Raw genomic sequence first — 23,110 nt, 5'->3', positions numbered from 1 at the left:
GAACCGGAAAACAGCCCTTGTCGGCGAATCGGGGCTGGGCTAAGCAGTTGGTATCTGAGCATTCCAAGAACAAAAATGGGAGTAACTACAGTGACATCATCAGGTTGGATCGCGCTCGCGGCGCTGGCGTTGACCTGCTCGACCCCGGCACTGGCCAAGGACTGGAAGACCGTTTCCGTCGCCATGGAGGGCTCCTATGCCCCCTGGAATCAGACCGATGCCAGCGGCAAGATCGTCGGCTTTGAGGTGGATATCCTCAACGATGTCTGCGCCCGCGCCAAGCTCGAATGCAACATCGTCGCGCAGGATTGGGACGGCGTCATTCCGGGCCTCACCGCAGGCAAGTTCGACATCGTCATGGACGGCATGTCGATCACCGAGGAGCGCATGAAAACGATCGACTTCTCGATCCCTTATGCCTCGTCGCCGGTGGCCTTCCTGGCCGACAAGAACGGCCCGCTGGCCAACCTGTCCAACAAAGGCAAGATGATCGATTTGTCGAAGGACGACGCCGAATCCAAGGCGGCGCTCGACACGCTGCGCAAGGAGCTCACCGGCAAGAATGTCGGCCTGCAGGTCTCGACCACCGAGGCGACCTTCGCCGACAAATATCTGAAGGACGTCGCCAACGTCCATGAATACAAGACCACCGACGAGCACGACCTCGACCTGATGGCGGGCCGCATCGACGTGGCCTTCGCCGACACCACCTATTTCCTCGGCACGCTGGCCAAGCCCGACGCCAAGGACCTGGAATTCGTCGGGCCGCAATTCAAGGGTGGTCCGATCCTCGGGCCGGGCATCGGCGCCGCCTTCCGCAAGAGCGACAAGGACCTGCAGGACATTTACAACAAGGCACTCAAGGCCGCGCTCGACGACGGCTCGGTGTCAAAATACTCCATGCAGTGGTTCAAGATCGACATTACCAAGTGATGTCGCAACGGGAGCAGCCAAGGCTGCTCCCGTTTTGCACTGAGACAAGGAACCGTCGCCGGGAAGGAAGGCGTACGTGGAGTTTCTCAACGATCTGCAGGCGCAGTTTTCGACGGCCTATGAGCTGCTGGCCGCCGGCTGGGGCGTGCAACTGCTCTGGGGCATCGCCTGGACGCTCGCCGTCACCGTCGTCTCGATGCTGATTGGTGCTGCGCTGGGCTCACTGGTGGCTGCGGCCAAGCTCTCGCATCGCGGCGGATTGAGGTTCATCGGCGAGAGCTACACCACCGTCTTCCGCGGCGAACCGGAACTTCTGATCATCTACCTGTTCTACTATGGCGGCACGCAGGTGCTGACCGGTGTGGCGCGGTCGACCGGATCGATCGGCTCGACCGACATCCTGAACATGCCGAGCTTCCTCGGCGGCGTGCTTGCGGTCGGCATCATTTCCGGCGCCTACCAGGCCGAGGTTTTTCGCGGCTCGTTCCTGGCGATCCACCGCGGCGAGCTGGAGGCGGCGCGCGCCTACGGCATGTCGGCCTGGCTGCGGTTTCGCCTCGTGATCGTGCCCCAGGTGCTGCGCCTCGCCGTGCCGGGGCTGGGCAATGTCTGGCAATTGACCATCAAGGATTCGGCGCTGATCTCGGTCACCGGCGTCGCGGAGCTGATGCTCACCGCGAACAAGGCCGCGCGTTCGACGCATCATTCGCTGCTTTTCTACACGGTCGCTGGCATCCTTTACCTGGTGATGACCTCGATCTCGACGCCGATCTTCGAAAAGGCCGAGCGTTACACCTCGCGCAGTTTCACGCGGCCGAAGTGAGGTGGCGGTGGATCTCGACTTCTACCTTCCCACCATGTGGAGCGTGCTGAAGGCGCTGCCGCTGACGCTCGAGATCTGGTTCTTCGGCATCGCCTTCGGGCTGATCATCGCCACCGGCCTGACCTGGCTGCGGGCTTCCGGCTACAGATTGGGCGAATATTTCACCCGCGCCTATGTCTTCATCTTCCGTGGCTCGCCGCTTCTGGTGCAGCTCTATTTGATCTATTTCGGCCTCTCCCAGTTCGACTTCGTCCGCCACAGCTCGATCCTGTGGCCGATCCTGCGCGATCCGATGTATTGCACGATCGTCGCTATGGCCTTGAACACGGCCGCCTATGAGAGCGAGATATTCCGCGGCGCGCTGCGGGCGGTGCCGGTCGGACAGATCGAGGCGGCCAAGGCGTTCGGCATGTCGGCCTTCACCCGTTTCCGCCTCGTCACGCTCCCGATCGCGCTGCGGCTCGCTCTGCCGGCCTATTCGACCGAAATCATCCTGATGACCAAGGCGACCGCGCTCGCCTCGGTGGTCACGATCATGGAGATGATGGGAACGGCGCAGAAGATCCAGCACGACACGTTCCGGCCGATCGAGGTGCTGACCTGCGCCGGCGTGATCTACCTGCTGCTCAACCTGTCGATCGCCCGGCTGTTCGCCTGGGTCGAATACCGGCTGTCGCCGCATCTGCGGCCGCCGCCCGAGCAGAGTCAGCAAATCAAACCCGTACCGGAGGTGTTGTGATGTCGGCAAATGTCGCCGCTGCCGCGAAAGCAGCACCGTCCTCCGGAGTGACGCCTGCCATCAGCGTCAAGGACCTGCGCAAATGCTTTGGCGATCACGAGGTGCTCAAGGGCATTTCGCTGGAAGCCCACAAGGGCGACGTGATTTCCATCCTCGGCTCCTCCGGGTCCGGCAAGAGCACGATGCTTCGCTGCATCAACCTGCTGGAGACCCCTGACTCCGGCGAGGTGCGGGTCGACGGCGAGCTGATCAAGATGAAGCGAAGCCGCGACGGCCATCAGATGCCGGCCGACATCCGCCAGGTGGAACGGATTCGCGCCAACCTCGCCATGGTCTTCCAGAGCTTCAATCTCTGGTCGCACATGACCGTGCTGGAAAACCTCGTCGCCGCGCCGACGCATGTTTTGAAGCGGCCGCGCGCCGAGTGCCTGGAGCAGGCCGAGGCCTTGCTGAAGCGCGTCGGCATATGGGAGCGCCGCAACTACTATCCGCCGCATATGTCGGGCGGCCAGCAGCAGCGCGCGGCAATTGCCCGCGCCCTGGCGATGAACCCCAAGGTGATGCTGTTCGACGAGCCGACATCGGCGCTCGATCCGGAACTGGTCGGCGAGGTGCTGCGCGTCATGCGCTCGCTTGCCGAGGAAGGGCGCACCATGCTCGTCGTCACCCACGAAATGGGCTTCGCCCGCGACGTGTCGAGCAAGGTGATGTTCCTGCACAAGGGCGAGGTGGATTCGGTCGGCGAGCCGAAGGAGATGTTCGCCAGGCCGCCGACGCCGCAGTTCAAGCAGTTCATCGCCAACTTCAACAAGTAGGCGCCTCTCCTTCTCGGATCGGCGCGAAGCGCCGAGACGGATGAGGGGTGTTCCAGCTGGGCAATGGCGTTCGCCTGGCAGCACCGTTGTGCCCAACCGCCAGCGCTTCATTCCTTCCAGCACCCTTCATCCGGCCGCTTCGCAGCCACCTGCTCCCACAAGGGGGAGAAGGGAAGGCGCTTAAATCATGTCCGACAGACCGGAAAACGCCATCGCCTTGCGCAGCACCTCGGCGAAGCGTTCGCCGGCGAGCTCCTTGTCGCCGCTGTTGTCGATCGAGGTGACGTCCGGCCCGGTCAGCTTGACGCTGGCGCTGCGCGCCAGGCGGGCAAGCACTTCGCCGCGCGATTCGCGGCCGCGCGCCGCCAGCCGCTCGGCGAGGATCTCCGGCGTGGCGGTGATCTCGACCACGGCCAGGTTGGCGTAGCGTTCGCGCAGCGCCGGGATGACCGCGCGGGAGACATTCGCCACGGCGACATGGCCGTTCGCCACGGCCCAGTCGACATCGGCCGGCAGGCCGTAGCGCAGGCCGTGCGCGTCCCAGCACAGCGAGAAGGCGCCGTCTGCCTCGGCTTCCGCGAAGGCGGCATCCGCCAGCGTGTCGTGATCCTCGCTTGCGGTGTCACTTGGCCGGGTGATGACGCGGCGCACGAATTCCAGCCGCGTCTCACCGGCAAAACGCTGCTTGGCGTAGCCGATCACCGTATCCTTGCCGGCACCGCTCGGGCCGACCACCGCGACGAAGACGCCGTTGCGGATCGGCAGGCTATCGGCCAGCTCGCGCTCGATGAGGGCCGAGACCATCATGCGACCCGGCGGCCCTGGCGCCACACGGTGCGCACGACCGGCACATGGTCGTCGACGCGCACGCGCACCAGATCGGCGCGGCGGCCAGGCTCGATGACGCCGCGGTCGGCGAGGCCGACCGCTTCGGCCGGGTTCTTCGAGACCATCGCTACAGCCTGGGGCAGCGAAATCCCTTCGACGACATCGCCGAGGAAGAAGGCCGACTGGATCAGGCTGAAGGGGATGTAGTCGGACGACAGGATGTCGAGCAGGCCGTCGGCGGCAAGCGTGCGCGCCGAGACATTGCCGGAATGCGAGGCGCCGCGCATGACGTTCGGCGCACCCATCAGCACGCCGAGACCCGCCGCCTTGGAGGCCTTGGCCGCTTCTTCCGTCGTCGGGAACTCGGCGACGCGCACGCCCTGCTCGATCGCCTCGTCGACATGGCCGGCGGTTGCATCGTCATGGCTGGCCAGCACGATGCCGCGCTCGCGGCAGGCGGCCGAGATGAAAACCCGGTTCGGGCCGGAATTGCGGGCCGATTCCGCCATTCGCTTCTCGCAGAATTTCTGGAAGTCGCGGTCGGTCAGCTTCAGCTTGCGCTGGTAGTAATAGGCATAGGTCTCGAGATTGACGAACTGGCGCTGTCCGGGCGCGTGATCCATCAGCGAGGCGAGCTTCACCCTGTCGTCAGTCTCGAAATTGGCGAAAGCCTCGAGGCAGTCCGGCGCCGAGACCTCGCAGCGCAAATGGATGAAATGGTCGGCCCTGAGCCGATCCTGGCGCACGCTATCTTCGATCGCATCGGCCAGCTTGCGCACATCGTCGGATTTCAGGTCGGCGTCCTCGTCCATGCCGACGCGCAGGGCGTCGAGCACGGTGGTGATGCCGGCGGTCGCCACCTGGGCATCATGGGCAAGCACGGCGGCGATCGGGTTCCAGCGCACTTTCGGGCGTGGCGCGTAATGCCCTTCGAGGTGATCGGTGTGCAGCTCGACGAGGCCCGGGATGATGTAGTCGCCGCCCATATCCTCGCCGGTGCGGGCAGCGCCCGGCTCGACGGCGGCGATCAGGCCGTCGCGCAACAGAAGCGAGCCCTCGACGATCTCGTCGGGCAGCACGATGCGGGTATTGGTGAGAACGGTTTCGGCGGTCATCTCAGGCGGTCCTATCTCGAGCGGTCGGCAATCAAATCAAGCTGTCTTGCGGGCCTGGCCACGGCCAAGCGCGTGGTGCGAAAGCACCATGAACGGGGCGCCAGGCTCGCTTTCGACGAACAAGGTCAGCGCATCGACCGGCACCGGCTGCCGCAGCACGTCGGCGAACAGGCCGTCGATCGCCGCGCGAAGACGCGGGCTCTCCTCCGGCCCGACGCGCCCCGACAGCGTCATGTGGAAGCGGAACGTGTCGAAGACGTAAGGATAGCCCCATTGGCAGAGGTTGCGGAACTCGTCCGGCTTCAGCGCATCGGGGCTGCGTCGCTCGATCTCGGCCTCGGTCAGCGGCGCCCGGAAACTGTCGAAGGCGCGCACCACCTCGCCGGCGAAGTCGTTGAGCGGCGCGAACCGCGTTTCCGGCACCAGCGCGAAGAAGCCGTCGATCTGCCCGACGACCAGACGCGGGATGACGACAGGCGGCGTCGCCTCGGCGAAAGCGTCGAGCGCGGCCCGCAGCGAGGCTTCGGTCTCGTTCGGCGCCAGCCGGAATGGCGCCTTCAGCGTCGCATGGAACCCGTAGCGCCTGGCCGAGGCGGTGTGGAAGGCGACTTCCGCGGCAGACAGATCGCCGACGGCCTCCACCGGCCGCGTCGCCGCCCCGAATGGGTCACGGCCCAGCCAGTTGGCGGCAATGCGCGCCAGCTTCTCGTCCTGTTCCGGTGTGTAGTAGATGGCGTATCGCATCGGCGTTCCTCGTCAAGCGCGCCGCGCCCGAAGGATCATGCGACGCGCTTCAAGTCATTGTCTTGGCAAGTCGTGGGTCCCAAAACGCCAAGGCGTTTGCGGCGACATGCACCGGAACCGCTGCCATAGGTGATTTCCATGACGGATTGACGAAGCTTTCATGGGTTTTCGAAGGCAAGTCCAGCCGCAAGCTCGTTAGCCGACGATTTTTCCGGGCTGGACCAATGCGCGGTCAGGCCTTCATCAGCCATTCGTGCTCGGCCGCGTTGTGGAATTTCCACGTCCGCTTCGGTCCGGCCATGACGTTGAGATAATAGAGGTCGTAGCCGTGGCAGGCCGCGCAGGGGTGATAGCCCTTCGGCACCAGCACGACATCGCCGTCCTCGATCGCCATGGCCTCGTCCAGCTCGCGCACGCCGTTGCGGTCGGCGTCGGTGTAGACGCGCTGGAAGGCAAAACCCTGCGGCGGGTTGAGGCGGTGATAGTAGGTCTCTTCCAGGTAGGATTCGGCCGGCAGATTGTCCTGGTCGTGCTTGTGCGGCGGGTAGCTGGACGTGTGGCCGCCGGGCGTGATGACCTCGACCACCAGCAGCGAATCCGCCGGCTTGCCCTCGGGCAGGATGTTGGTGACGTAGCGCGTGTTGGTGCCCTTGCCACGTACCTCCTGGCCGAGATCGTCCGGCCCGATGACGCGCACCGGCAGGCCGCCGCCGAGGCCCGGCGCCGAGCAGACGGCGAGTTCCAGCTCGGTGTCGGCGGTCACCGACCATTCGGTGCCTTGCGGCACATAGACCGACCACGGCTTGCCTTCGAAAGGCGACATGCGCTCGCCGAGCAGGCCGAGATCCTTGCCGCCGGCGGTCGCCTTGCCCTTGCCGGTAACGAAGACCAGGCAAACCTCGCGGTCGCCCGTCTTGCCGGACGCCGTCTCGCCCACCTTCAGCCGATGCAGGTCGAACCCGACATAGGTCCAGCCGGCGCTTTGCGGCGTGACATGCGCGACATGGCCGTGGCCCCTGTCGGCCTTGACGATGAGTTTCGACATTTTGTCTCTCCTGTCCTTGTTCGCTCAGCGGGCTGGCGACCCAGAGATTTCACCAGCTGAGGAATCCGGCGCAAACCTTCGGTGTTGGCCGTGGCCTCTAAACTTCGTCATCCTAGGGCGAAGCAGGAGCGAAGCTCCGTCGCGGAGACCCTAGGATCCATGCCGTTACCTCAGACGTGGAATGCCAGCGGAGCAGAATTCTGCACCGTTGCAACACTTCAAAGTCATGGCATGGATCCTAGGCCTGCGCTGCGTCGCTGCGCTCCTTGCTCCGCCCTAGGATGACGAAGCGAGGTGCGTTCCGGCCAATCGCCGACGTATGCGATCTATGACGCACGCAGCACCCGATCCGCAAAAACGTCCGCGCCATGGCTTCCGCCTCATTCCTTCGGCTCGGCCGGAGGCTTCGCCTCCTCCGCCGGCTTGTAGAGATAGAAAAACTGCCACACCGCATAGCCGGCGAAGCCGAGCGCGATGATGCCCCAGAACGGCGTGCCGGAGGCGAACTCGATCGCCGACCAGATCAGGCAGACCGCGACGACGGCGATGCGTCGCCACAACGGCCGGAAGAAGGGATGCTCATAGTCTTTCATCACGCCAATCCAGGATTTGCCCAAAGCGCAACGGATAAACCGGGCGCTGGACCAGATCCACCGTTCAGGCCGGAAACCCTTGCGTCTCCACCGTGTAGCCGGCGGCTGTCATCACTCGCATCAGCTCCTTGTGGCCGACCTGGGCCATCTTGAGCGGCGGGTTCTTCTTAGGATCCTGTTCGGCTTCCACGACGAACCAGCCTTCATAGCCATAATCGGCGAAACGCTGAACGATGGCGCCGAAATCGAGCGAGCCGTCGCCCGGCACGGTGAAGGCGCCGAGCGCCACGGCATCGAGGAAGGACTGTTTGGAGCGGTCGAGCCCCTCGATCACACCCATGCGCACATCCTTCAGATGGACATGGTTGATGCGCTTGTAATGGTTGTCGATGGCGCGCAGCACATCGCCGCCGGCAAAGGCGAGATGGCCGGCGTCGAGCAAAAGCGGGATGCCTTCGCCGGAGTTGCGCATGAAGGCATCGAGCTCCGGCTCGGTCTCGACCACAGCGGCCATGTGATGGTGGTAGGAAAGCGGCATGCCCTGCTCCGCGCACCATTCGCCGAATTCGGTGACGCGCCGGCCATAGGCCTTCATCTCGTCGTCCGAAAGTTTTGGCTTGGTGGCCAAAGGCTTCGAGCGGTCGCCCTGGATCGAACGGCCGACCTCGCCATAAACGATGCAGGGCGCGTCGACCGCCTTGAACAGGTCGATCATAGGCTGGATGCGGTCCTTGTTCTTCGCCAGGTCCTCGTTGACCAGCGTGCCGGAGAACCAGCCGCCGCAAAGGGTGACGTCGGCCTCCTTCAGGATCGGCAGCATCACCTTGGGATCGTTGGGGAAGCGGCGGCCCATCTCCATGCCGGTGAAGCCGGCCGAGCGCGACTGGCGCAGGCACTCCTCCAGCGACACGTCGTCGCTCAGTTCCACGAGATCGTCGTTCCACCATGCGATGGGAGACATGCCCAGTTTGGCTTTCAAGTCGTCACTCCAATGTCGGTTCGTTCCTACCCTCCCCCTTTGTGGTGAGGGTCGCTGCGAAGCAGCGGGGAGGGGGCAGCGCCGACCCCCACCCGGACCTTCGGTCCGACCTCCCCACAAGGGGGAGGTAGGGGATCTGCGCTGTCAGCTTCAATCTCCGATCTTCTGCATTTGACGCTTTTCTTCGTAGACTTTGCGCGCTGCGTTCACTTCGCGTCGCGCCGAGACCTCCGGCACGGCGACGTCCCACCAGTGGCCGCCGGCCTCGGTCGAAACCAGCGGATCGGTGTCTATGACCAGAACGGTCGTCCTGTCGTTCTTCTTCGCCTTGGCCAGCGCCGTTTCCAGCTCGGCGATCGACGCCACCTTCTCGGCGATGGCACCCATGCTTGCGGCATGCGCGGCGAAATCGACATCGGGCAGCACCTCGTGGCGCGCGTCCTTCAAGAGATTGTTGAAGTTGGCGCCGCCGGTCGCCATCTGCAGCCGGTTGATGCAGCCATAGCCGCGATTGTCGAGCAGCACGATGGTGAGCTTCAGGCCAAGCATCACCGAGGTGGCGATCTCGGAATTCATCATCAGATAGGAGCCGTCGCCGACCATGACGACGACCTCCTGATCAGGCTTGGCCATCTTGGCGCCGAGCCCGCCGGCGATCTCGTAACCCATGGTCGAGAAGCCGTATTCCCCATGATACGAGCCGGGAGCGCCCGCCTGCCAGAGTTTGTGCAGTTCTCCCGGCAGGCCGCCAGACGCATTCAGCAGCGTCACGCCCGAGCCCATGGCGCGCTGCACGGCGCCGATCACCTGCGCATCGGAAGGGTAGGCGGCGTTGGTCGAAGCCGTCACCTTGGCGGCGGCGGCCTGCCACTCCGTCTTGCCCTTCAGTGCATTGTCGGTCCAGGCGGCGGGCGCCGTCCAGCCCTTCAGCGCCGCGGCCAGTTCGGAAAGCCCTTCGCCGGCGTCGGCGACCAGCGGCAGCGCCCAGTGCTTGCCCGCATCAAAGACTTGCGTGTTCAGCCCGATGATGGTGCGGCCGGCATTCTTGAACAGCGCCCAGGAACCGGTCGTGAAATCCTGCAGCCTGGTGCCGACGGCGAGCACGACGTCGGCCTCCTCCGCCAGCCGGTTGGCGGCCGAGGTGCCGGTCACGCCGACCGCCGCCATGTTGAGCGGATGATCGTCAGGCAGCGAGGACTTGCCGCCCTGGGTCTCGCAGACCGGGATGCCGGCGCCCTGCACCAGCTTCGCCAGTTCATCGGAAGCCTGCGAATAGAGCACGCCGCCGCCGGCGATCACCAGCGGCTTCTTCGCCCCTTTCAGCGCCGCGACGGCGGCCGCAAGCTCGTTGCGGTCGGGGCGCAGCCGCCGTGGCGTCCAGATCCGTTCGGCGAACAGGCTTTCCGGATAATCATAGGCCTCGGCCTGCACGTCCTGGCAGAGCGACAGCGTCACCGGGCCGCATTCGGCTGGATCGGTCAGCACCTGCATCGCGCGGTTGAGCGCCGGGATGATCTGCTCCGGCCGCGTGATGCGATCGAAATAGCGCGACACGGGCCGGAAGCAGTCGTTGACGCTCGCCGTGCCGTCGGAGAAATCCTCCGCCTGCTGCAGCACCGGGTCGGGCAGGCGGTTGGCGAACACATCGCCGGGCAGGAACAGGACGGGCAGCCGGTTCACATGCGCCAGCGCCGCCGCGGTCACCATGTTCAGCGCGCCGGGGCCGATCGAAGAGGTCGCGGCCATGAAGCGGCGGCGGAAATTCGCCTTGCCATAGGCGATCGCCGCATGCGCCATCGCCTGCTCGTTATGGGCGCGGAAGGTCGGCAGTTCGTCGCGCACCTGGTAGAGCGCCTCGCCGATGCCGGCGACATTGCCATGGCCGAAGATTGCCCACACGCCGCCGAAGATCGGCACCGTCTTGCCGTCGAGCTCGGTCATTTGCCGGCTGAGAAAGCGGGTCAGTGCCTGCGCCATCGTCAGGCGAACGGTCTTCGTCATTGTCGTTTCCTCCGGCTTTCGTTGACGCCGTTTTCTTATGCTGCCCGTTTCTTATGCTGCTTTACGGCCGCGCGCGGCAAGCCACGCTTCGGTCAACTGTTCGAAACGGGACGCCATGTCGGCGATGGCCTCGTCATCCGACATCCGGCCCGCCAACCATTGTTCGGCGGCGTTGATGAAGATGGTGCGACCGACGGCAAATCCTTTCACGATCGGCGCATTGGCCGTTGCCGCAAAGGCCGCGACCAGCTCGTCCTGCGGCGCTTCCAGCCCCAGCAGCACGACGCCGCGGCACCATGGGTCGTTCCTGACGATCACCTGTTCTATCTTCGCCCAGGCGCCTGCGGAAGCTTGCGGCTCGAGCTTCCACCAGTCGGGCTTGATGCCCAGCGCATAGAGTTCCTCCAGCGCGCGCGGAATGGTGGTGTCGTCGAGCTTGCCATGCTTACCGGCGATGATCTCGACCAGCAGTTCGCGGCCGACTTTCCGCGCCGCCTCGAACAGCGCGCGCAGCTTCTGCTGCTGCTCGACTTTGAGCGTTTCCGGATCGTCCGGGTGATAGAAGCACAGGCACTTGATGCAATGGTCGACCGGCCATTCGGTGAGTTGCGAGCCGATATCCTGCGAGAATTCGAAGCGCAGCGGCCGCGATCCGGGCAGCTCGACCGGACGGCCGAGCCAGGCGAAAGGATGGCGAGCGAATTCGAACATCGCGTCGCGGCCGTATTTCTCGTCGATCAGCATGCCGTAGCCGTCGCGGCCGGCGGCGACTTTTGCCGCCGCCTTGACCGTCAGCACCTTGAAGTCCGGAATGCGCGATTGATCGGCGCCCACCCTGGCCGCGACATCCTCCAGCTGCACGCGATGGTCGCAGGCCAGCGCCATCAGCGAAGGAATGTCGCGCCTGCGTGTCGTTGCCCAATGGATGTGGTTGATCGCCTCGTCCTTGCGTAGCGCCAGGTGCTTGCTGCCGTTCTTCAGGAAGAACTGCAGCTCCTCGAAGGTCGGATATTCCGGCGCGCAGAGCAGGCGCGACACCGCAAAGGCGCCGCAGGCATTGGCCCAGGTGGCTGCGGTGGCAAAGCTTTCGCCGCCCAGCCAGCCGCGCAGGAAGCCGGACATGAAGGCGTCGCCGGCGCCCAGCACATTGTAGATCTCGATCGGGAAACCCTTGCCGACGATGCCGTCCTCGAGGTCGTCGCTGATCGGGCCGTCATAGACGATGCAGCCCTTGGCGCCGCGCTTCAGCACGATGGTGGCCGAGGAAAGCGCACGGATCGTCTTCAGCGCGCTCAGACAGTCGTCGGCTCCGGAAGCGATCATGATCTCCTCCTCGGTGCCGACAATGAGATCGCAGTCCGGAAGCACCGTCTTCAGCTGCGCTGAGACACGGTCGGATTTGACATAACGCTCGAAACCTTCGGCATGGCCGGCAAGGCCCCAGAGGTTCGGGCGATAGTCGATGTCGAAGACTACCTTGCCGCCTCGGGCCTTCATCAGCCGGATCGCCTTGCGCTGCGCGGCATCGGAATTCGGCCGCGAGAAATGCGTGCCGGTGACGACGACGGAGCGCGCCGAGGCAATGAAGGCCTCGTCGATATCCTCTTCGGCCAGCGCCATGTCGGCGCAGTCGGAGCGGTAGAAAATCATCGGCGAGACGCCTTCGCTCTCGACCGAAAGCAGCACCAGCGCCGTCAGCCGTTCCTTGTCGGTCTTCAACCCGTCAACGGAGACGCCCTCGCGCCGAAGCTGTTCGCGGATGAAGCGGCCCATCTGCTCGTCGCCGACGCGCGTGAGCAGCGCCGAACGCAGGCCGAGCCTTGCCGTGCCGACGGAAATATTGGCCGGGCAGCCGCCGACCGACTTGGCGAAAGAGGTGATGTCCTCCAGCCGCGAGCCAATCTGCTGGCCGTAGAGATCGACCGAGGCGCGGCCGATGGTGATGACGTCGAGCGGCGGGTATTTCCCTTCCACGGCTTCGCCCATTCGAACCTCCCATCGGCCTTGTTGTGCAGAGCAGCGTCGTTTTGGACAGCGCGCGCCAGCGACGGCGTGATGTCGCCAATATGAAATATTAATTCCAATCAGCAGTCAATATGGAATGAGCGTTCCCATGCCGAAAAGCACTCCGCCGGCAGGGTTCAGCCCTTACGCCGGCGCCCGGCTTCGCGGCGCTTTTCGCCGACGGCAACGGTCAGCGCCATGGCCAGCGCCATCGTCGCCGAGATCGAGCGGAAACCGCCGAAATCGGCCTCGGCGACCTCGAACCAGACCTTGGCGAACTGCGCCAGCGGCGAGAAGGACGAGTCGGTGATCGCCACGATCGGCACGCCCTCTTCTGCGATCGCGCGCGTCTCCTCGATGGTCGCCGGCGCGTAAGGCGAGAAGCTGATGGCGATGACGGCGTCGCGCGGCGTGGCGAAGCCGATCATCTCGGCATTGAGCCCCGCGGCCGATTCTACCAGCTGGTTGCGGATTTTGAGCTTGCCGAGCGCATAGGCGATGTAGGCGGCGACCGGATAGGAACGGCGCTTGGCCAGCACATAAATGGTCTCGGCTTTCGCCAGGAGTGCGATCGCCTCTTCGAAATGCGCGTCGTTCAACGCACGCGAAATGTCGCTGAGTGAGGTGCTGGCGGCGGCGACGAAGCCGTCGAAGATTGCCCGGTGGCCGGCGCCTTCCTCCGCCTTGGCACGCAGCGCCGCCAGCCTTTCGTCATAGGAGGAGTTGCGCTCGCGCAGCCGCTCGCGGAAAACCTGCTGCAGGCTGGTGAAGCCGTCGAAGCCGAGCTGCTGGGCAAAACGGATCAGCGTCGAGGGCTGGACGCCGGCCGAGGCGGCGATGCTCGCCGCCGTGCCGAAGGCGATATCGTCGGGGTTGTCGAGCGCATAGGCGGCGATCTGCGCGATGCGCTTGGGCAGGCTCGCGCGCCTGTCCAGGATCGTCGCGCGCAGCGTTTCGAAATCGCGAGGCACCCGTTCGTCCATCGTCACTCCGTCCGCGCCCATAAGGTCTGTCCCTCTCCTGCCTCATCATAGCGAGTTCGCGCAAGAACACCATAAAAAATGATTTGTATGTTCCATTCGCAGCCAAAATGGACTAATCAATCCACACCAGTATTTCCTTCGTCTCGGAGACAATCGACATGGTCGGAGTGGGCCTCATCGGCACGGGCTTCATGGGCAAGTGCCACGCCATCGCCTGGAACGCGGTGAGCACCGTCTTTCCCGATGTCGACAAGCCGAAACTGGTGCATCTGGGCGAGGTGAATGACGAGTTGGCCCGGCGCAAGGCCGGCGAGTTCGGCTTCGCCAAGGGCTCCGGGGACTGGCGCGCCGTGGTCAACGATCCGGAGGTCGATGTCGTCTCGCTGACCACGCCGAACCAGTTCCATCCCGAGATGGCGATCGCCATCCTCGAAGCCGGCAAGCATCTGTGGTGCGAGAAGCCGATGGCGCCGAGTTTCGCCGAGGCCGAGACCATGGCGGCCGCGGCCAGGAAATCCGGCAGGGTCGCCGGGCTCGGCTACAACTACATCCAGAACCCCGCCATCCGCCATATCGGCGCGCTGCTCGAGGAAAAGATCATCGGCGACATCAACCTTGTGCGTATCGAGATGGACGAGGACTTCATGGCCGACCCGGAAGCGCTGTTCTTCTGGAAGCACGAGGCTTCGTCCGGTTACGGCGCGCTCGACGATTTCGCCGTCCATCCGCTGTCGCTGATCAAGGTACTGTTCGGCCGCGTTTCGCGCGTCATGTGCGACATGGCCAAACCCTATGCCGACCGCAAGACCGCTTCGGGCGCCCGCCGCGCGGTCGAGACCTATGATATCGCCAGCGTGCTCATGCATCTCGAAAACGGTGTCGCCGGCACGCTGCTGGTCAACCGCTCGGCCTGGGGCCGCAAGGGCCGCATCGCCATCCAGATATTCGGCTCGAAGGGTTCGATCCTCTACGACCAGGAGCGGATGAACGAGTTCCAGCTCTACCTCACCGCCGACCGGCCGACCGAGCAGGGCTACCGCACCATCCTGGTGGCGCCGCATCACAAGCCCTACGATTCCTTCCTGCCGGCGCCCGGCCATGGCCTCGGCTTCAACGACCTCAAGATGATCGAATGCCGCGAGCTTTTGATGCGCATCGCCGGCAAGCCGGCCCGCATCATCGACTTCGACGAGGGGCTGGAGATCGAGCGCACCGTGCATGCCATGGCGCGCTCCTTCCAGGAGCAGCGCTGGGTCGATGTGAGGTAGGCCAGGCAAACGTGTCAGAACCGGACAGGCTCGAATCGGCCGGATTTCGCCGAGGCAAGGGCGGCTTCGCATAGGATCATCGCCTTGCGTCCGTCCGCCGCGCCGACCGCCGGCGTCCGGCCCGCGGCGACCGACTGGATGAAATGGTCGAGCTCGGCCTCGTAGGATTCGGCATAGCGCTCGACGAAGAAATAGAGCGGCCGGTCGGCCGCGATCCCGCTCTCGCCGCTGAGGCTGACCGAGGTCGGCGTGCGGTTGCCGGCCTGCAGCATGCCCTTCGCGCCATGCACCTCGATGCGCTGGTCGTAGCCATAGACGGCGCGCACGCTGTTGTTGATGTGGCACTGCCGGCCGGACGCCGTGCGCAGGATGAACATCGCCGTGTCGTAGTCGCCGAGCCTGGCGTAGTAGGACTCGACCAGCGAGGAGCCGGTGGCGAAGAGCTCCACCGGCTCCTCGCCGAGCAGAAAGCGCGCCATGTCGAAATCATGGATGGTCATCTCGCGGAACACGCCGCCGCCGCCGGCCAGCGCTTCCTCGGTTTCCGGCTCAGGGTCGCGGCTGGTGATGATCACCTGCTCGACCGCGCCAATCTCGCCGGCGTCGATCCTTTTCTTGACAGCGGCGAAGGACGGATCGAAGCGCCGGTTGAAACCGATCTGCAGCGGCACGCCGGCCTTCTCCACGGCAGCCAGGCACTGGTCCGTGCTGGCGATGTCGAGGTCGATCGGCTTCTCGCAGAAGATCGCCTTGCCCTTGGCGGCGGCTTCGATGATCAGCTCGGCATGCGTGCGGGTGGCCGACGCGATCACCACCGCCTTGATCGACGGGTCGTTAATCACCGTCGCGGTATCGGCGATCTCGGCGCCTGTGCCGGCCGCGATCCGCTCGGCCGCGTCGCGGCGCGGGTCCACGATGGTGCGCAGGTGCACATCCGGATGGCGGGCAAGATTTTTCGCATGCACCGAGCCGATCAGCCCGGCGCCGAACAATGCGGCGTCGATCATTTTTCTCTCTTTTCAGTCTTTCAGGAGGTGACCGCTTCCGCGCCGGATCTCGGCTTGGTGAAGCGCTCCAGCTCCTGCTGCAATTCGCGGATCTCGCGGCCGCCGGCCATCATGTCCAGCACCTCCTTCTCGCTGATGTCGCCCTTGCGGAACGTGCCGAGCGAGCGGCCGCGGTTGAGCATGGTGAAGACATCGCCGATCGGATAGGCGTGATGGATGTTGTGGGTGATGAAGATGACGGCGAGCCCGCGCTGGCGCGCCTGCGCCACATAGCGCAGCACGATCGAGGCCTGGTGCACCCCGAGCGCCGAGGTCGGCTCGTCGAGGATCAGCACCCTGGCGCCGTGATAGACGGCGCGCGCGATCGCCACGCATTGCCGCTCGCCGCCGGAAAGCGTGCCGACAGCCTGCTGCGGGTCGCGCACATTGATGCCGATCTTGCCGAGCTGGTCATAGACGATCGCGTCGGCCGTCTTCATGTCGATACGCCTGGCCGGCCCCCAGCCTTTCACCGGTTCGCGGCCAAGGAAGAAATTGCGCGTGATGCTCATCAGCGGGATCATCGACAGGTCTTGGAAGACCGTGGCGATGCCGGCGTCGAGCGCCTGGCGCGGCGAGGTGAAGGTCACCGGCTTGCCGTCGACATACATCTGGCCTTCGCTCGGCGTGTGCACGCCCGACAGCGTCTTGATCAGCGTCGACTTGCCGGCGCCATTGTCGCCGAGCAGGCAGTGCACCTCGCTGGCATGCGCGGCGAACGACATGTCGCGCAGCGCCGTCACCGAGCCGAAGCGGCGGGTGACGTTGCGCAGTTCGATGAGCGGAACGGCGTCAGTCATCAGCGCGCCTCCGTCGCCTTGCGGCGTACGTAATTGTTGACCAGCACCGCGATCAAAAGCATCGAGCCGAGGAAGACCTGGAACCAGTCGGTGTCAATGCCGGTGTAGAAGATGCCCATCTCCACCGTGCCGAAGATCAGCGCGCCGAACATGGCGCCGATCGCCGAGCCGTAGCCGCCGGTGAGCAGGCAGCCGCCGATCACCGCGGCGATGATCGCCTGGAATTCCTTCTGCGTGCCGCGCAGCGTATCGGCCGAGCCTGCCTCCAGCACCTGGATGACGGCGAACAGCGTCGCCGACAGCGCCGTGCCGATGAACAGCAGGATCTTCACCCGGTCGACCGGCACGCCGACATTGCGCGCCGCCCGGTCGTCGCCGCCGACGGCGAACACCCAGTTGCCGAAGCGCGTCTTGATCAGCAGCCAGGTGGCGAAGGCGGTCACCGCCACCCACCACAGGATCGACATGGACAGGCCCTGCACCATCGGCGAGCCGTCGGGACGCGCGGCGATCACGCCATGCGCTGCAAGCCAGGCGAAGACCGGCCCGCCGAACTTGCCGCCGAACAGCCAGACGACGAAGCCGCCTTCCTGGCCGTCGGTGATGTAGGGGATCTGCGTGCGCCCGGTGACGGTGCGCGTGATGGCGAGCGTCAGCCCGCGCAGGATGAACAGGCCGGCCAGCGTGACGATGAAGGAGGGCAGCCTGGTGCGCACCACAAGGATGCCGTTCAGCGCGCCGACGATGATGGCGATGACGAAGGCGATCGCCACCGCCGCGGGGATGGAAAGCCCGAACTGGGTGACGCAGAGCCCGATGGTGACGCTGGCAAAGCCGATCATCGAGCCGAGGGAAAGATCGAACTCGCCGCCGATCATCAGCAGCGCCACCGCTGCGGCGAGGATGCCGAGCTGCGCCGACACCTGCAGGAAATTGGCGATGCCGGCCATCGAGAACAGGCCGCTGTTGCCGGCGGTGATGCCGAAGGCGAGGAACACGATGATGGTGCCGGTGATGGCGCCGAGCTCCGGCCGCCGCATCAGGCGCACCAGGCGTCGCGAAACGGGCTTCGGCTCGGGCGGGTGAGCCGGGTTCAGAGCTTCGGTCACGATCGTCATCCCAATAAGCGTCCAGGGCATCCAACAAGGGCCCGCCAGCGCCTTTCGCCGGCGGGCCATTATAGCATCAGCGGATGCCGGCCTTGCTGAGATCGCGCACGGCGGCCGCGTCCTCCTTCATGATGAAGGACGGACCGGTGCGCACGGCCGATGTCGGGAAGGTCTTGTACATCGCCTTGTTGGTGAGGAAGACGACCGGATAGTAGCCCATCATATATTGCTGGTTGTCGATGCCGAACATCATCGTGCCCTTGGCGACGGCATAGAGGATCTCGGGCGACAGGTCGAACGTGCCGATCTTGTAATTGCCGATCGTGCCGGCGTCCTCGAACATCTTGAGCAGCGGCGCGGCGACCGTCGGGCCCAGCGTCAGCACGCCGGTGACGTCCGGATGCGCGGTGAGATAGCCCTCGACGCGGCGCGTCACGTCGGTCGGGTCCATCGTGGCCGCCACCACGTCGGAGGAGCCGCCGCTCTTCTTCAGCCCGTCATTGTAGCCTTCGCAGCGCTTGTCGAGGCTGACATTGCCGACCTCGTGATTGATGCAGACGCCCTTCTTGACGCCGGCCTTGGCCATGATCTCGCCGGCCTTGACGCCGTTGTCATATTCGGAGCCGCCGCCGACGAAGAGGTCGAGGCCCCAGGGCTCCACCGCTTCCTCGCCGCTGTCGATGACCACCACCGGAATGCCGGCGGCCTTGGCCGCTTCCACCGGCGCCTTCAGCGCGTCCATGTCGGGAATGGAGACGACCAGCCCGTCCGGCTTCGAGGCCGTGGCGGCCTCGATCATGCGCGCCATGCGCACCACGTCGAAGGTTTCCGGCGCCTGGTATTCGACCTTGACGCCGAGCTGCTGGGCGGCGGCCTGCATGCCGTTCTTCACCACGCTCCAATAGACGTCGTTGGCCTGGCCGTGGGTGACGAAGACGATGCGCACATCGCTTTCCTTCTTCACCTGGGCCGGCGCTGGCAGAATGCCGGCGCCGGCAAAGGCGAGCGAGAGCGCCGCCGCGCTCAGCGCATTTCGCAGTCCGGACATCGAGAATAAGGCACTCATAGTGGTTCTCCTCAAGTTATCGTTGTCGTCCTTAAAGCGTTTCGCGCTGAAACGGATTCAGGCGACACGCTTTAAGCCTTTGATTTGATGCACGTCGTTCTCCCAAAACCGCTTCGCACTTTTGGGCGACATGCATTAGTCTCGGCCTCGACCCTCCCGGTCAGGCCGCTTTCGTCATGCTCGAAAGTCCCGGAGCGTGCCGCGGCGGATGGACAGTCCCTCCACGAAGGCCATGAAATCCGGGTCTGGAAGCAGGTCGAATTCGTCGATGCGGATCTGTGCCGAGCTGGGCTCGATCACCTCGATCTCGCCAGGCGCGTTGGCATGCAGGCAAAGGAAGTTGAGCCCGTCGCCGATCTGGCCGAACAGCGCCTCGTAGCGCGCCCGGGCTGGCTGGTTGCGGTGCCATGGCGTCTCCAGCACCGCGCTTGCCAGCGTCTCGCCGGCTTGCTCCAGCCGCTTGCCCGGCGCGGAGAAGACGCTATCGTCCAGCGGGCCCAGATTGTGGATCGGCCCATAGACCGAGATGCTTTTCGGGAACAGCGTCGGCAGGCCGTAGTCGATGCCGACAGCCGGGTAGCGGTCGACGAATTCCGGCGAGAACACCGCGCCCATATGCCCGTCCATATGGGTGAGCGACAGCCCCGCGGCCTTGGCCGCATCGATCTGCGCCCGCATCTCGGCCTCCACCGCTTCCGGCTCGCCCTTGGCGCGCAATTCCGGCACCGAGCGGAACAGGTAGCCGTCGCCATCGACGATGCCGGAGGCCTGGCTCGCCTTGGTCAGCGGCCGCCAGCGGTAGTATTTCTTCTCCGAGGTGAGCGTGATGTGGACGCCGAGATTGAGCGAGGCGTCCTTCGCCCCTTCCTCGGCGATCTCCAGGAACCACGGGCAGGGCACCATCACCGAGCCGCTGTCGACGGCGCCGGCGCGCTTCAGCTTGAGATAGGCGACATTGGCGCCATGGCACATGCCGACATCGTCGATGTTTATGACGACCTTGCGTTCAGCCGGCATGGCGGACCTCCTTTGCGCGCTCGTGGACATAGAAGCCCGCGCCCTGCGCCAGCTTCTTCAGATTGCGATACCCCATCGTCGCATAGGTCAAGGGGTGCGCCTTGGCCGGGTCCTGCTCGGCCTCCACCACCAGCCAGCCGGAATAGCCCTGGCCGGCGAGGATCTTGAGCAGCGTCGCATAGTCGATCGCGCCGTCGCCTGGCACGGTGAAGATGCCTTCCATCACCGCGCCCATGAAGCTCATGTCGGCCTCGCGCGCCTTCTTCAGCATCGCCGGGCGCACATCCTTGCAATGGACATGCACGACGCGCTCGACATGCCGGCGCAGCAATTGCTCCGGGTCGCCGCCCGAAAAGGCGCAGTGCCCGGTGTCGTAGAGAAGGCCGACCGCCTCGCCGGTGCTGTGCATCAGCCGGTCGATCTCCGTGTCGGTCTCGACGATCGTGCCCATGTGATGGTGGAAGGCCATGCCGACGCCGAAATCGGAGAACCGCTCGGCGAGCCTGGTGATCTTGGCGCCATAGGCCTTCCATTCGCCGTCCATCAGCTTCGGCCGCTGCGAGATCGGGTCATGGATCGCGCCATGCCGGCCGCGCGAGGTGTCGGCATAGACGACGCGCCTGGCGCCGAGATCGCGCAATAAAGTCAGATGCGGCCGGATCGCCTCGAACTCCTCGTCGACCTCCTTCTCGCAGATGCGCCCGTCATACCAGCCGGAGATCAGCGCCAGCCCGTAATGGTCGAGGATTGGCCGAAGCGCGCGGCTGTCGCGCGGGAACTTGCCGCCAAGCTCGGTGCCGGCATAGCCGGCCTCGGCGGTCTCGGCGAGGCAGGTCTCGAGCGGCGTGTCGCCGCCCAGTTCCGGCACATCGTCATTGGTCCAGGTGATCGGGTTGATGCCAAGTCGAACTGTCGTCATTGCTCGCTTTCCGCCCCGCGGCCAGGATGGCTGCGGGGTTCATGGTCTCGGGAGGGAAATGGCTTCATGCCTGCGGCGGGCGATGCATCGCGCTCGCCTTGCCTGTCCGGCCGGCAGCCTCCCAGTTGCCTTGCCCGGACTTTGTCTTCCCCGTCTTGCGCCGACGTCTTATCCCCAACGTCTATGAGCGAAGTCTACGCCGCTCTGTCTCCATCGCGAGGGCCAGTTTTCTGGAAAATGAAGGAACCAGTTTGTGACGGCAGGGTCGCTGTGGCAGGATGGGGGATGGGAAATCTGGAAATGATCGAGCGTCGGCGCGAGGCCCCCCTCTCTGCCCTGCCGGACATCTCCCCCTCAAGGGGGGAGATTGGCAGCTTCAGCCCTGGCGTTCCCCTTGCAACGTTGGCGATTGGCGAAAGCCGGCGCGACATCCAATCTCCCCCCTTGAGGGGGTTGAGGAGCGGTCCGCGCAGCGGACGGGAAGCCAATTGCTTGGCTTTCCGAGCGACGAAAGCCCTGAGCGGCAGCGAAGGGCCGGGCAGTCCGGCAGGACAGAGAGTGGGGCGAAGGAACTCGACGTCGGAAGCCAAGCCCGCCGCGGCACACCAATGCACCTATGGGCGGGCGTAACCCATGCGCCCGCACGCCAAACCCCAACCCTTCCCCCTCGACACGCTCACCGTGAACCGCGCCGGCCCGGAGCATCTCTCGCGCCAGCTCTATCACGGCCTCGTCGCCATCATCCGCAGCCGCGCGCTGCCCCCCGGCTCGGAGCTTCCCTCCACCCGCGCCTTGGCCGCTGAGCTCGGCCTTGGCCGCAACACCATCGTTGCCGCTTACGACCAGCTCGTCACCGAAGGCTATCTCGCCAACCGCCAGGGCGCGCGGCCCGTGATCGTCGACCTGCCCGAAGGCCCGCGCGAGTCGCCGCGCGAGGAGCCGCCGGTGCCACTGCGGTCGCCCTCGCTGCGCGGCCGGCTGCTGCTCAGCCAGCCCTACCATCACGGCAGGCCGGGGCATGTCGCCTTCCATCCCGGCATGCCGGATGCGCAGAGCTTTCCCTTCGGCGTCTGGGGCCGGCTGGTCGCGCGCCGCGCCAGCCATGGCGGCGAGACGCTGTTCGGCACCTATGACGTCACCGGCCACCCGGCGCTGAAGGAGGCGATCGCCGGCTATCTTTATTCCGCGCGCGGCGTGCGCTGCCGACCCGAGCAGATCGTCGTCACCACCGGCGCGCAGGCCGCCTTCGATCTTCTGGCGCGCCTGCTGCTCGACCCCGGCGACACGGTGTGGATGGAGGAGCCCGGCTATTACGGCGCCAAGGCCGCCTTCACCGTGGCCGGCGCAAGGGTTCTGCCCATCCCCGTCGACCAGGAGCGCGGCTGGTATCTCGAGCCCCCCGCCCCGTTGCCCCATCTCATCTATGTGACGCCGGCCTGCCAGCATCCGCTCGGCATCACCATGCGCATGGAGGAGCGGCTGCGCCTGCTCGACATCGCCGAGACCGCCAATTCATGGGTGATCGAGGACGATTTCGACGGCGAATACCGCTTTCAGGGCCGCCCCGTGCCGGCGATCCAGAGCATGGACCGCTCCGGCCGCGTCATCTATGTCGGCACCTTCGCCAAGCTGCTGTTCCCGGCCCTGCGCCTCGGCTTCATGGTGCTGCCGCCGGAGCTCGCCGGCCGCATCGTCAACGCGCTCTCCACCACCGGCCAGTTCGCGCCGCTGCTCCTCCAGGCCGCCTTGGCCGACTTCATCACCGAAGGCCATATGAGCCGGCACCTGAAGCGCATGCGCCGCATCTACGCCCAGCGCCGCCAGCTTTTCCGCGACATCGTCACCGAGCGCCTGCGCGACGAGATCACGCTTTCCCCCGCCGAAGCCGGCATCCAGGTGGTGGGCTATCTGAGGGACGGCATCGACGACATCAAGGTCAGCCAGGCCGCGGCGAAGCGAGCCATCAACGTCTCGCCCCTGTCGAAATATTTCCAGAACACGGCGCCGACCCAAGGCCTGGTGCTGGGCTACGCGGCGTGCGACGCGGCGCAGACGCGGGACGGGGTGGAGCGGCTGGTGGCGGCGATAGGGGAGGTGCTGGGGTGAGGCTTTGGCAGTCCAGAAAACTATAGCGAACCGCCTGACATTGGGCACGCAGGAGGAGATGAAACTGGGCGTTGCTATGTTACTTTGGTGACTATCAATTCTAAACGCTCACCACTGACCGCACGTTCGGTCGGGCACAAATGTCACCGTCGCCGCCGGGCATTGTGCAGCGGCGGA

Annotated in this window: 21 protein-coding genes; 6 read left to right on the top strand and 15 right to left on the bottom strand. The window is 65.2% G+C overall.

Going from position 1 to position 23,110, the window contains the following annotated elements:
• Positions 1-90: 90 nt before the first annotated feature.
• The 4 genes from EJ072_RS13135 to EJ072_RS13120 all read left to right on the top strand — a co-directional run bounded on the left by EJ072_RS13135 (position 91) and on the right by EJ072_RS13120 (position 3,310).
• Complete coding sequence (locus tag EJ072_RS13135) at positions 91-933, top strand: transporter substrate-binding domain-containing protein (protein WP_245467298.1); 843 nt, start codon at positions 91-93, stop codon at positions 931-933.
• 76 nt (positions 934-1,009) lie between these two features.
• Positions 1,010-1,756, top strand: a complete 747-nt coding sequence (locus tag EJ072_RS13130; RefSeq protein ID WP_245463128.1) for an ABC transporter permease subunit — start codon at positions 1,010-1,012, stop codon at positions 1,754-1,756.
• Between the two features lie 7 nt (positions 1,757-1,763).
• A complete protein-coding gene (locus EJ072_RS13125; protein WP_245467297.1) occupies positions 1,764-2,495 on the top strand; it encodes an ABC transporter permease in 732 nt (243 codons plus the stop codon).
• A complete protein-coding gene (locus tag EJ072_RS13120) occupies positions 2,495-3,310 on the top strand; it encodes an ATP-binding cassette domain-containing protein (protein WP_126080070.1) in 816 nt (271 codons plus the stop codon). The genes EJ072_RS13125 and EJ072_RS13120 overlap by 1 nt, the downstream gene beginning before the upstream one ends.
• A gap of 180 nt (positions 3,311-3,490) precedes the next feature.
• Here EJ072_RS13120 and phnN read toward each other — a convergent pair whose 3' ends face one another.
• The 9 genes from phnN to EJ072_RS13075 all read right to left on the bottom strand — a co-directional run bounded on the left by phnN (position 3,491) and on the right by EJ072_RS13075 (position 13,602).
• A complete protein-coding gene (gene phnN, locus EJ072_RS13115) occupies positions 3,491-4,117 on the bottom strand; it encodes a phosphonate metabolism protein/1,5-bisphosphokinase (PRPP-forming) PhnN (RefSeq protein ID WP_189343300.1) in 627 nt (208 codons plus the stop codon).
• Positions 4,114-5,253 (bottom strand): alpha-D-ribose 1-methylphosphonate 5-triphosphate diphosphatase, encoded by a 1,140-nt coding sequence (locus tag EJ072_RS13110; RefSeq protein ID WP_126080069.1) that lies wholly within the window; start codon positions 5,251-5,253, stop codon positions 4,114-4,116. The genes phnN and EJ072_RS13110 overlap by 4 nt, the downstream gene beginning before the upstream one ends.
• A gap of 36 nt (positions 5,254-5,289) precedes the next feature.
• Complete coding sequence (locus tag EJ072_RS13105) at positions 5,290-5,997, bottom strand: DUF1045 domain-containing protein (protein ID WP_126080068.1); 708 nt, start codon at positions 5,995-5,997, stop codon at positions 5,290-5,292.
• Between the two features lie 232 nt (positions 5,998-6,229).
• Complete coding sequence (gene iolB, locus EJ072_RS13100; protein ID WP_126080067.1) at positions 6,230-7,042, bottom strand: 5-deoxy-glucuronate isomerase; 813 nt, start codon at positions 7,040-7,042, stop codon at positions 6,230-6,232.
• A gap of 380 nt (positions 7,043-7,422) precedes the next feature.
• Positions 7,423-7,635, bottom strand: coding sequence for a DUF3329 domain-containing protein (locus tag EJ072_RS13095; RefSeq protein ID WP_126080066.1), 213 nt, complete (start codon positions 7,633-7,635; stop codon positions 7,423-7,425).
• Between the two features lie 64 nt (positions 7,636-7,699).
• A complete protein-coding gene (gene iolE / locus EJ072_RS13090) occupies positions 7,700-8,614 on the bottom strand; it encodes a myo-inosose-2 dehydratase (protein ID WP_126080065.1) in 915 nt (304 codons plus the stop codon).
• A 150-nt stretch (positions 8,615-8,764) separates the two neighbouring features.
• Complete coding sequence (gene iolD / locus EJ072_RS13085) at positions 8,765-10,615, bottom strand: 3D-(3,5/4)-trihydroxycyclohexane-1,2-dione acylhydrolase (decyclizing) (protein ID WP_126080064.1); 1,851 nt, start codon at positions 10,613-10,615, stop codon at positions 8,765-8,767.
• A gap of 51 nt (positions 10,616-10,666) precedes the next feature.
• A complete protein-coding gene (iolC, locus tag EJ072_RS13080; RefSeq protein ID WP_126080063.1) occupies positions 10,667-12,601 on the bottom strand; it encodes a 5-dehydro-2-deoxygluconokinase in 1,935 nt (644 codons plus the stop codon).
• Positions 12,602-12,756: 155 nt separating this feature from the next.
• Entirely contained in the window at positions 12,757-13,602 is an 846-nt protein-coding gene (locus tag EJ072_RS13075; RefSeq protein ID WP_126083614.1) for a MurR/RpiR family transcriptional regulator, read from the bottom strand.
• Positions 13,603-13,760: 158 nt separating this feature from the next.
• Between EJ072_RS13075 and EJ072_RS13070 the strand changes: the two genes are divergently transcribed.
• Positions 13,761-14,870 carry a Gfo/Idh/MocA family oxidoreductase gene (locus tag EJ072_RS13070; protein ID WP_126080062.1) on the top strand — a complete coding sequence of 370 codons (1,110 nt, stop codon included), beginning with the start codon at positions 13,761-13,763 and terminating at the stop codon, positions 14,868-14,870.
• A gap of 14 nt (positions 14,871-14,884) precedes the next feature.
• Here EJ072_RS13070 and iolG read toward each other — a convergent pair whose 3' ends face one another.
• The 6 genes from iolG to iolE (EJ072_RS13040) all read right to left on the bottom strand — a co-directional run bounded on the left by iolG (position 14,885) and on the right by iolE (EJ072_RS13040) (position 20,827).
• Entirely contained in the window at positions 14,885-15,877 is a 993-nt protein-coding gene (gene iolG / locus EJ072_RS13065) for an inositol 2-dehydrogenase (protein WP_126080061.1), read from the bottom strand.
• A gap of 20 nt (positions 15,878-15,897) precedes the next feature.
• The gene (locus tag EJ072_RS13060; RefSeq protein WP_126080060.1) at positions 15,898-16,716 is read right to left on the bottom strand and encodes an ATP-binding cassette domain-containing protein; all 819 of its coding nucleotides are present in this window, start codon (positions 16,714-16,716) and stop codon (positions 15,898-15,900) included.
• Entirely contained in the window at positions 16,716-17,825 is a 1,110-nt protein-coding gene (locus EJ072_RS13055) for an ABC transporter permease (RefSeq protein WP_245467296.1), read from the bottom strand. The genes EJ072_RS13060 and EJ072_RS13055 overlap by 1 nt, the downstream gene beginning before the upstream one ends.
• A 76-nt stretch (positions 17,826-17,901) precedes the next feature.
• Positions 17,902-18,891: a sugar ABC transporter substrate-binding protein gene (locus EJ072_RS13050; RefSeq protein ID WP_245467295.1), complete on the bottom strand. Its 990-nt coding sequence runs from the start codon at positions 18,889-18,891 to the stop codon at positions 17,902-17,904.
• A gap of 174 nt (positions 18,892-19,065) precedes the next feature.
• Positions 19,066-19,908 (bottom strand): polysaccharide deacetylase family protein, encoded by an 843-nt coding sequence (locus tag EJ072_RS13045; RefSeq protein ID WP_245467294.1) that lies wholly within the window; start codon positions 19,906-19,908, stop codon positions 19,066-19,068.
• Positions 19,898-20,827, bottom strand: a complete 930-nt coding sequence (gene iolE, locus EJ072_RS13040) for a myo-inosose-2 dehydratase (RefSeq protein WP_126080057.1) — start codon at positions 20,825-20,827, stop codon at positions 19,898-19,900. The genes EJ072_RS13045 and iolE (EJ072_RS13040) overlap by 11 nt, the downstream gene beginning before the upstream one ends.
• A gap of 633 nt (positions 20,828-21,460) precedes the next feature.
• Here iolE (EJ072_RS13040) and EJ072_RS13030 point away from each other — a divergent pair.
• A complete protein-coding gene (locus tag EJ072_RS13030) occupies positions 21,461-22,933 on the top strand; it encodes a PLP-dependent aminotransferase family protein (RefSeq protein WP_126080056.1) in 1,473 nt (490 codons plus the stop codon).
• Positions 22,934-23,110: the final 177 nt, after the last annotated feature.

Origin of the sequence: Mesorhizobium sp. M2A.F.Ca.ET.046.03.2.1 (genome assembly GCF_003952425.1) — a bacterium.
In the GTDB taxonomy this organism is placed as follows: Bacteria; Pseudomonadota; Alphaproteobacteria; order Rhizobiales; family Rhizobiaceae; genus Mesorhizobium.
This window is presented reverse-complemented; position numbering and strand designations above follow the sequence as displayed.

Bases quoted from the DNA above. Each gene is read 5' to 3' on its own strand.
- EJ072_RS13120 (WP_126080070.1), top strand. From the start codon at position 2,495: ATGTCGGCAAATGTCGCCGCTGCCGCGAAAGCAGCACCGTCCTCCGGA.
- phnN (WP_189343300.1), bottom strand. From the start codon at position 4,117: ATGATGGTCTCGGCCCTCATCGAGCGCGAGCTGGCCGATAGCCTGCCG.
- EJ072_RS13110 (WP_126080069.1), bottom strand. From the start codon at position 5,253: ATGACCGCCGAAACCGTTCTCACCAATACCCGCATCGTGCTGCCCGAC.
- EJ072_RS13105 (WP_126080068.1), bottom strand. From the start codon at position 5,997: ATGCGATACGCCATCTACTACACACCGGAACAGGACGAGAAGCTGGCG.
- iolB (WP_126080067.1), bottom strand. From the start codon at position 7,042: ATGTCGAAACTCATCGTCAAGGCCGACAGGGGCCACGGCCATGTCGCG.
- EJ072_RS13095 (WP_126080066.1), bottom strand. From the start codon at position 7,635: ATGAAAGACTATGAGCATCCCTTCTTCCGGCCGTTGTGGCGACGCATC.
- iolD (WP_126080064.1), bottom strand. From the start codon at position 10,615: ATGACGAAGACCGTTCGCCTGACGATGGCGCAGGCACTGACCCGCTTT.
- iolC (WP_126080063.1), bottom strand. From the start codon at position 12,601: ATGGGCGAAGCCGTGGAAGGGAAATACCCGCCGCTCGACGTCATCACC.
- EJ072_RS13075 (WP_126083614.1), bottom strand. From the start codon at position 13,602: ATGGACGAACGGGTGCCTCGCGATTTCGAAACGCTGCGCGCGACGATC.
- EJ072_RS13070 (WP_126080062.1), top strand. From the start codon at position 13,761: ATGGTCGGAGTGGGCCTCATCGGCACGGGCTTCATGGGCAAGTGCCAC.
- iolG (WP_126080061.1), bottom strand. From the start codon at position 15,877: ATGATCGACGCCGCATTGTTCGGCGCCGGGCTGATCGGCTCGGTGCAT.
- EJ072_RS13060 (WP_126080060.1), bottom strand. From the start codon at position 16,716: ATGACTGACGCCGTTCCGCTCATCGAACTGCGCAACGTCACCCGCCGC.
- EJ072_RS13050 (WP_245467295.1), bottom strand. From the start codon at position 18,891: ATGAGTGCCTTATTCTCGATGTCCGGACTGCGAAATGCGCTGAGCGCG.
- EJ072_RS13045 (WP_245467294.1), bottom strand. From the start codon at position 19,908: ATGCCGGCTGAACGCAAGGTCGTCATAAACATCGACGATGTCGGCATG.
- iolE (WP_126080057.1), bottom strand. From the start codon at position 20,827: ATGACGACAGTTCGACTTGGCATCAACCCGATCACCTGGACCAATGAC.
- EJ072_RS13030 (WP_126080056.1), top strand. From the start codon at position 21,461: ATGCGCCCGCACGCCAAACCCCAACCCTTCCCCCTCGACACGCTCACC.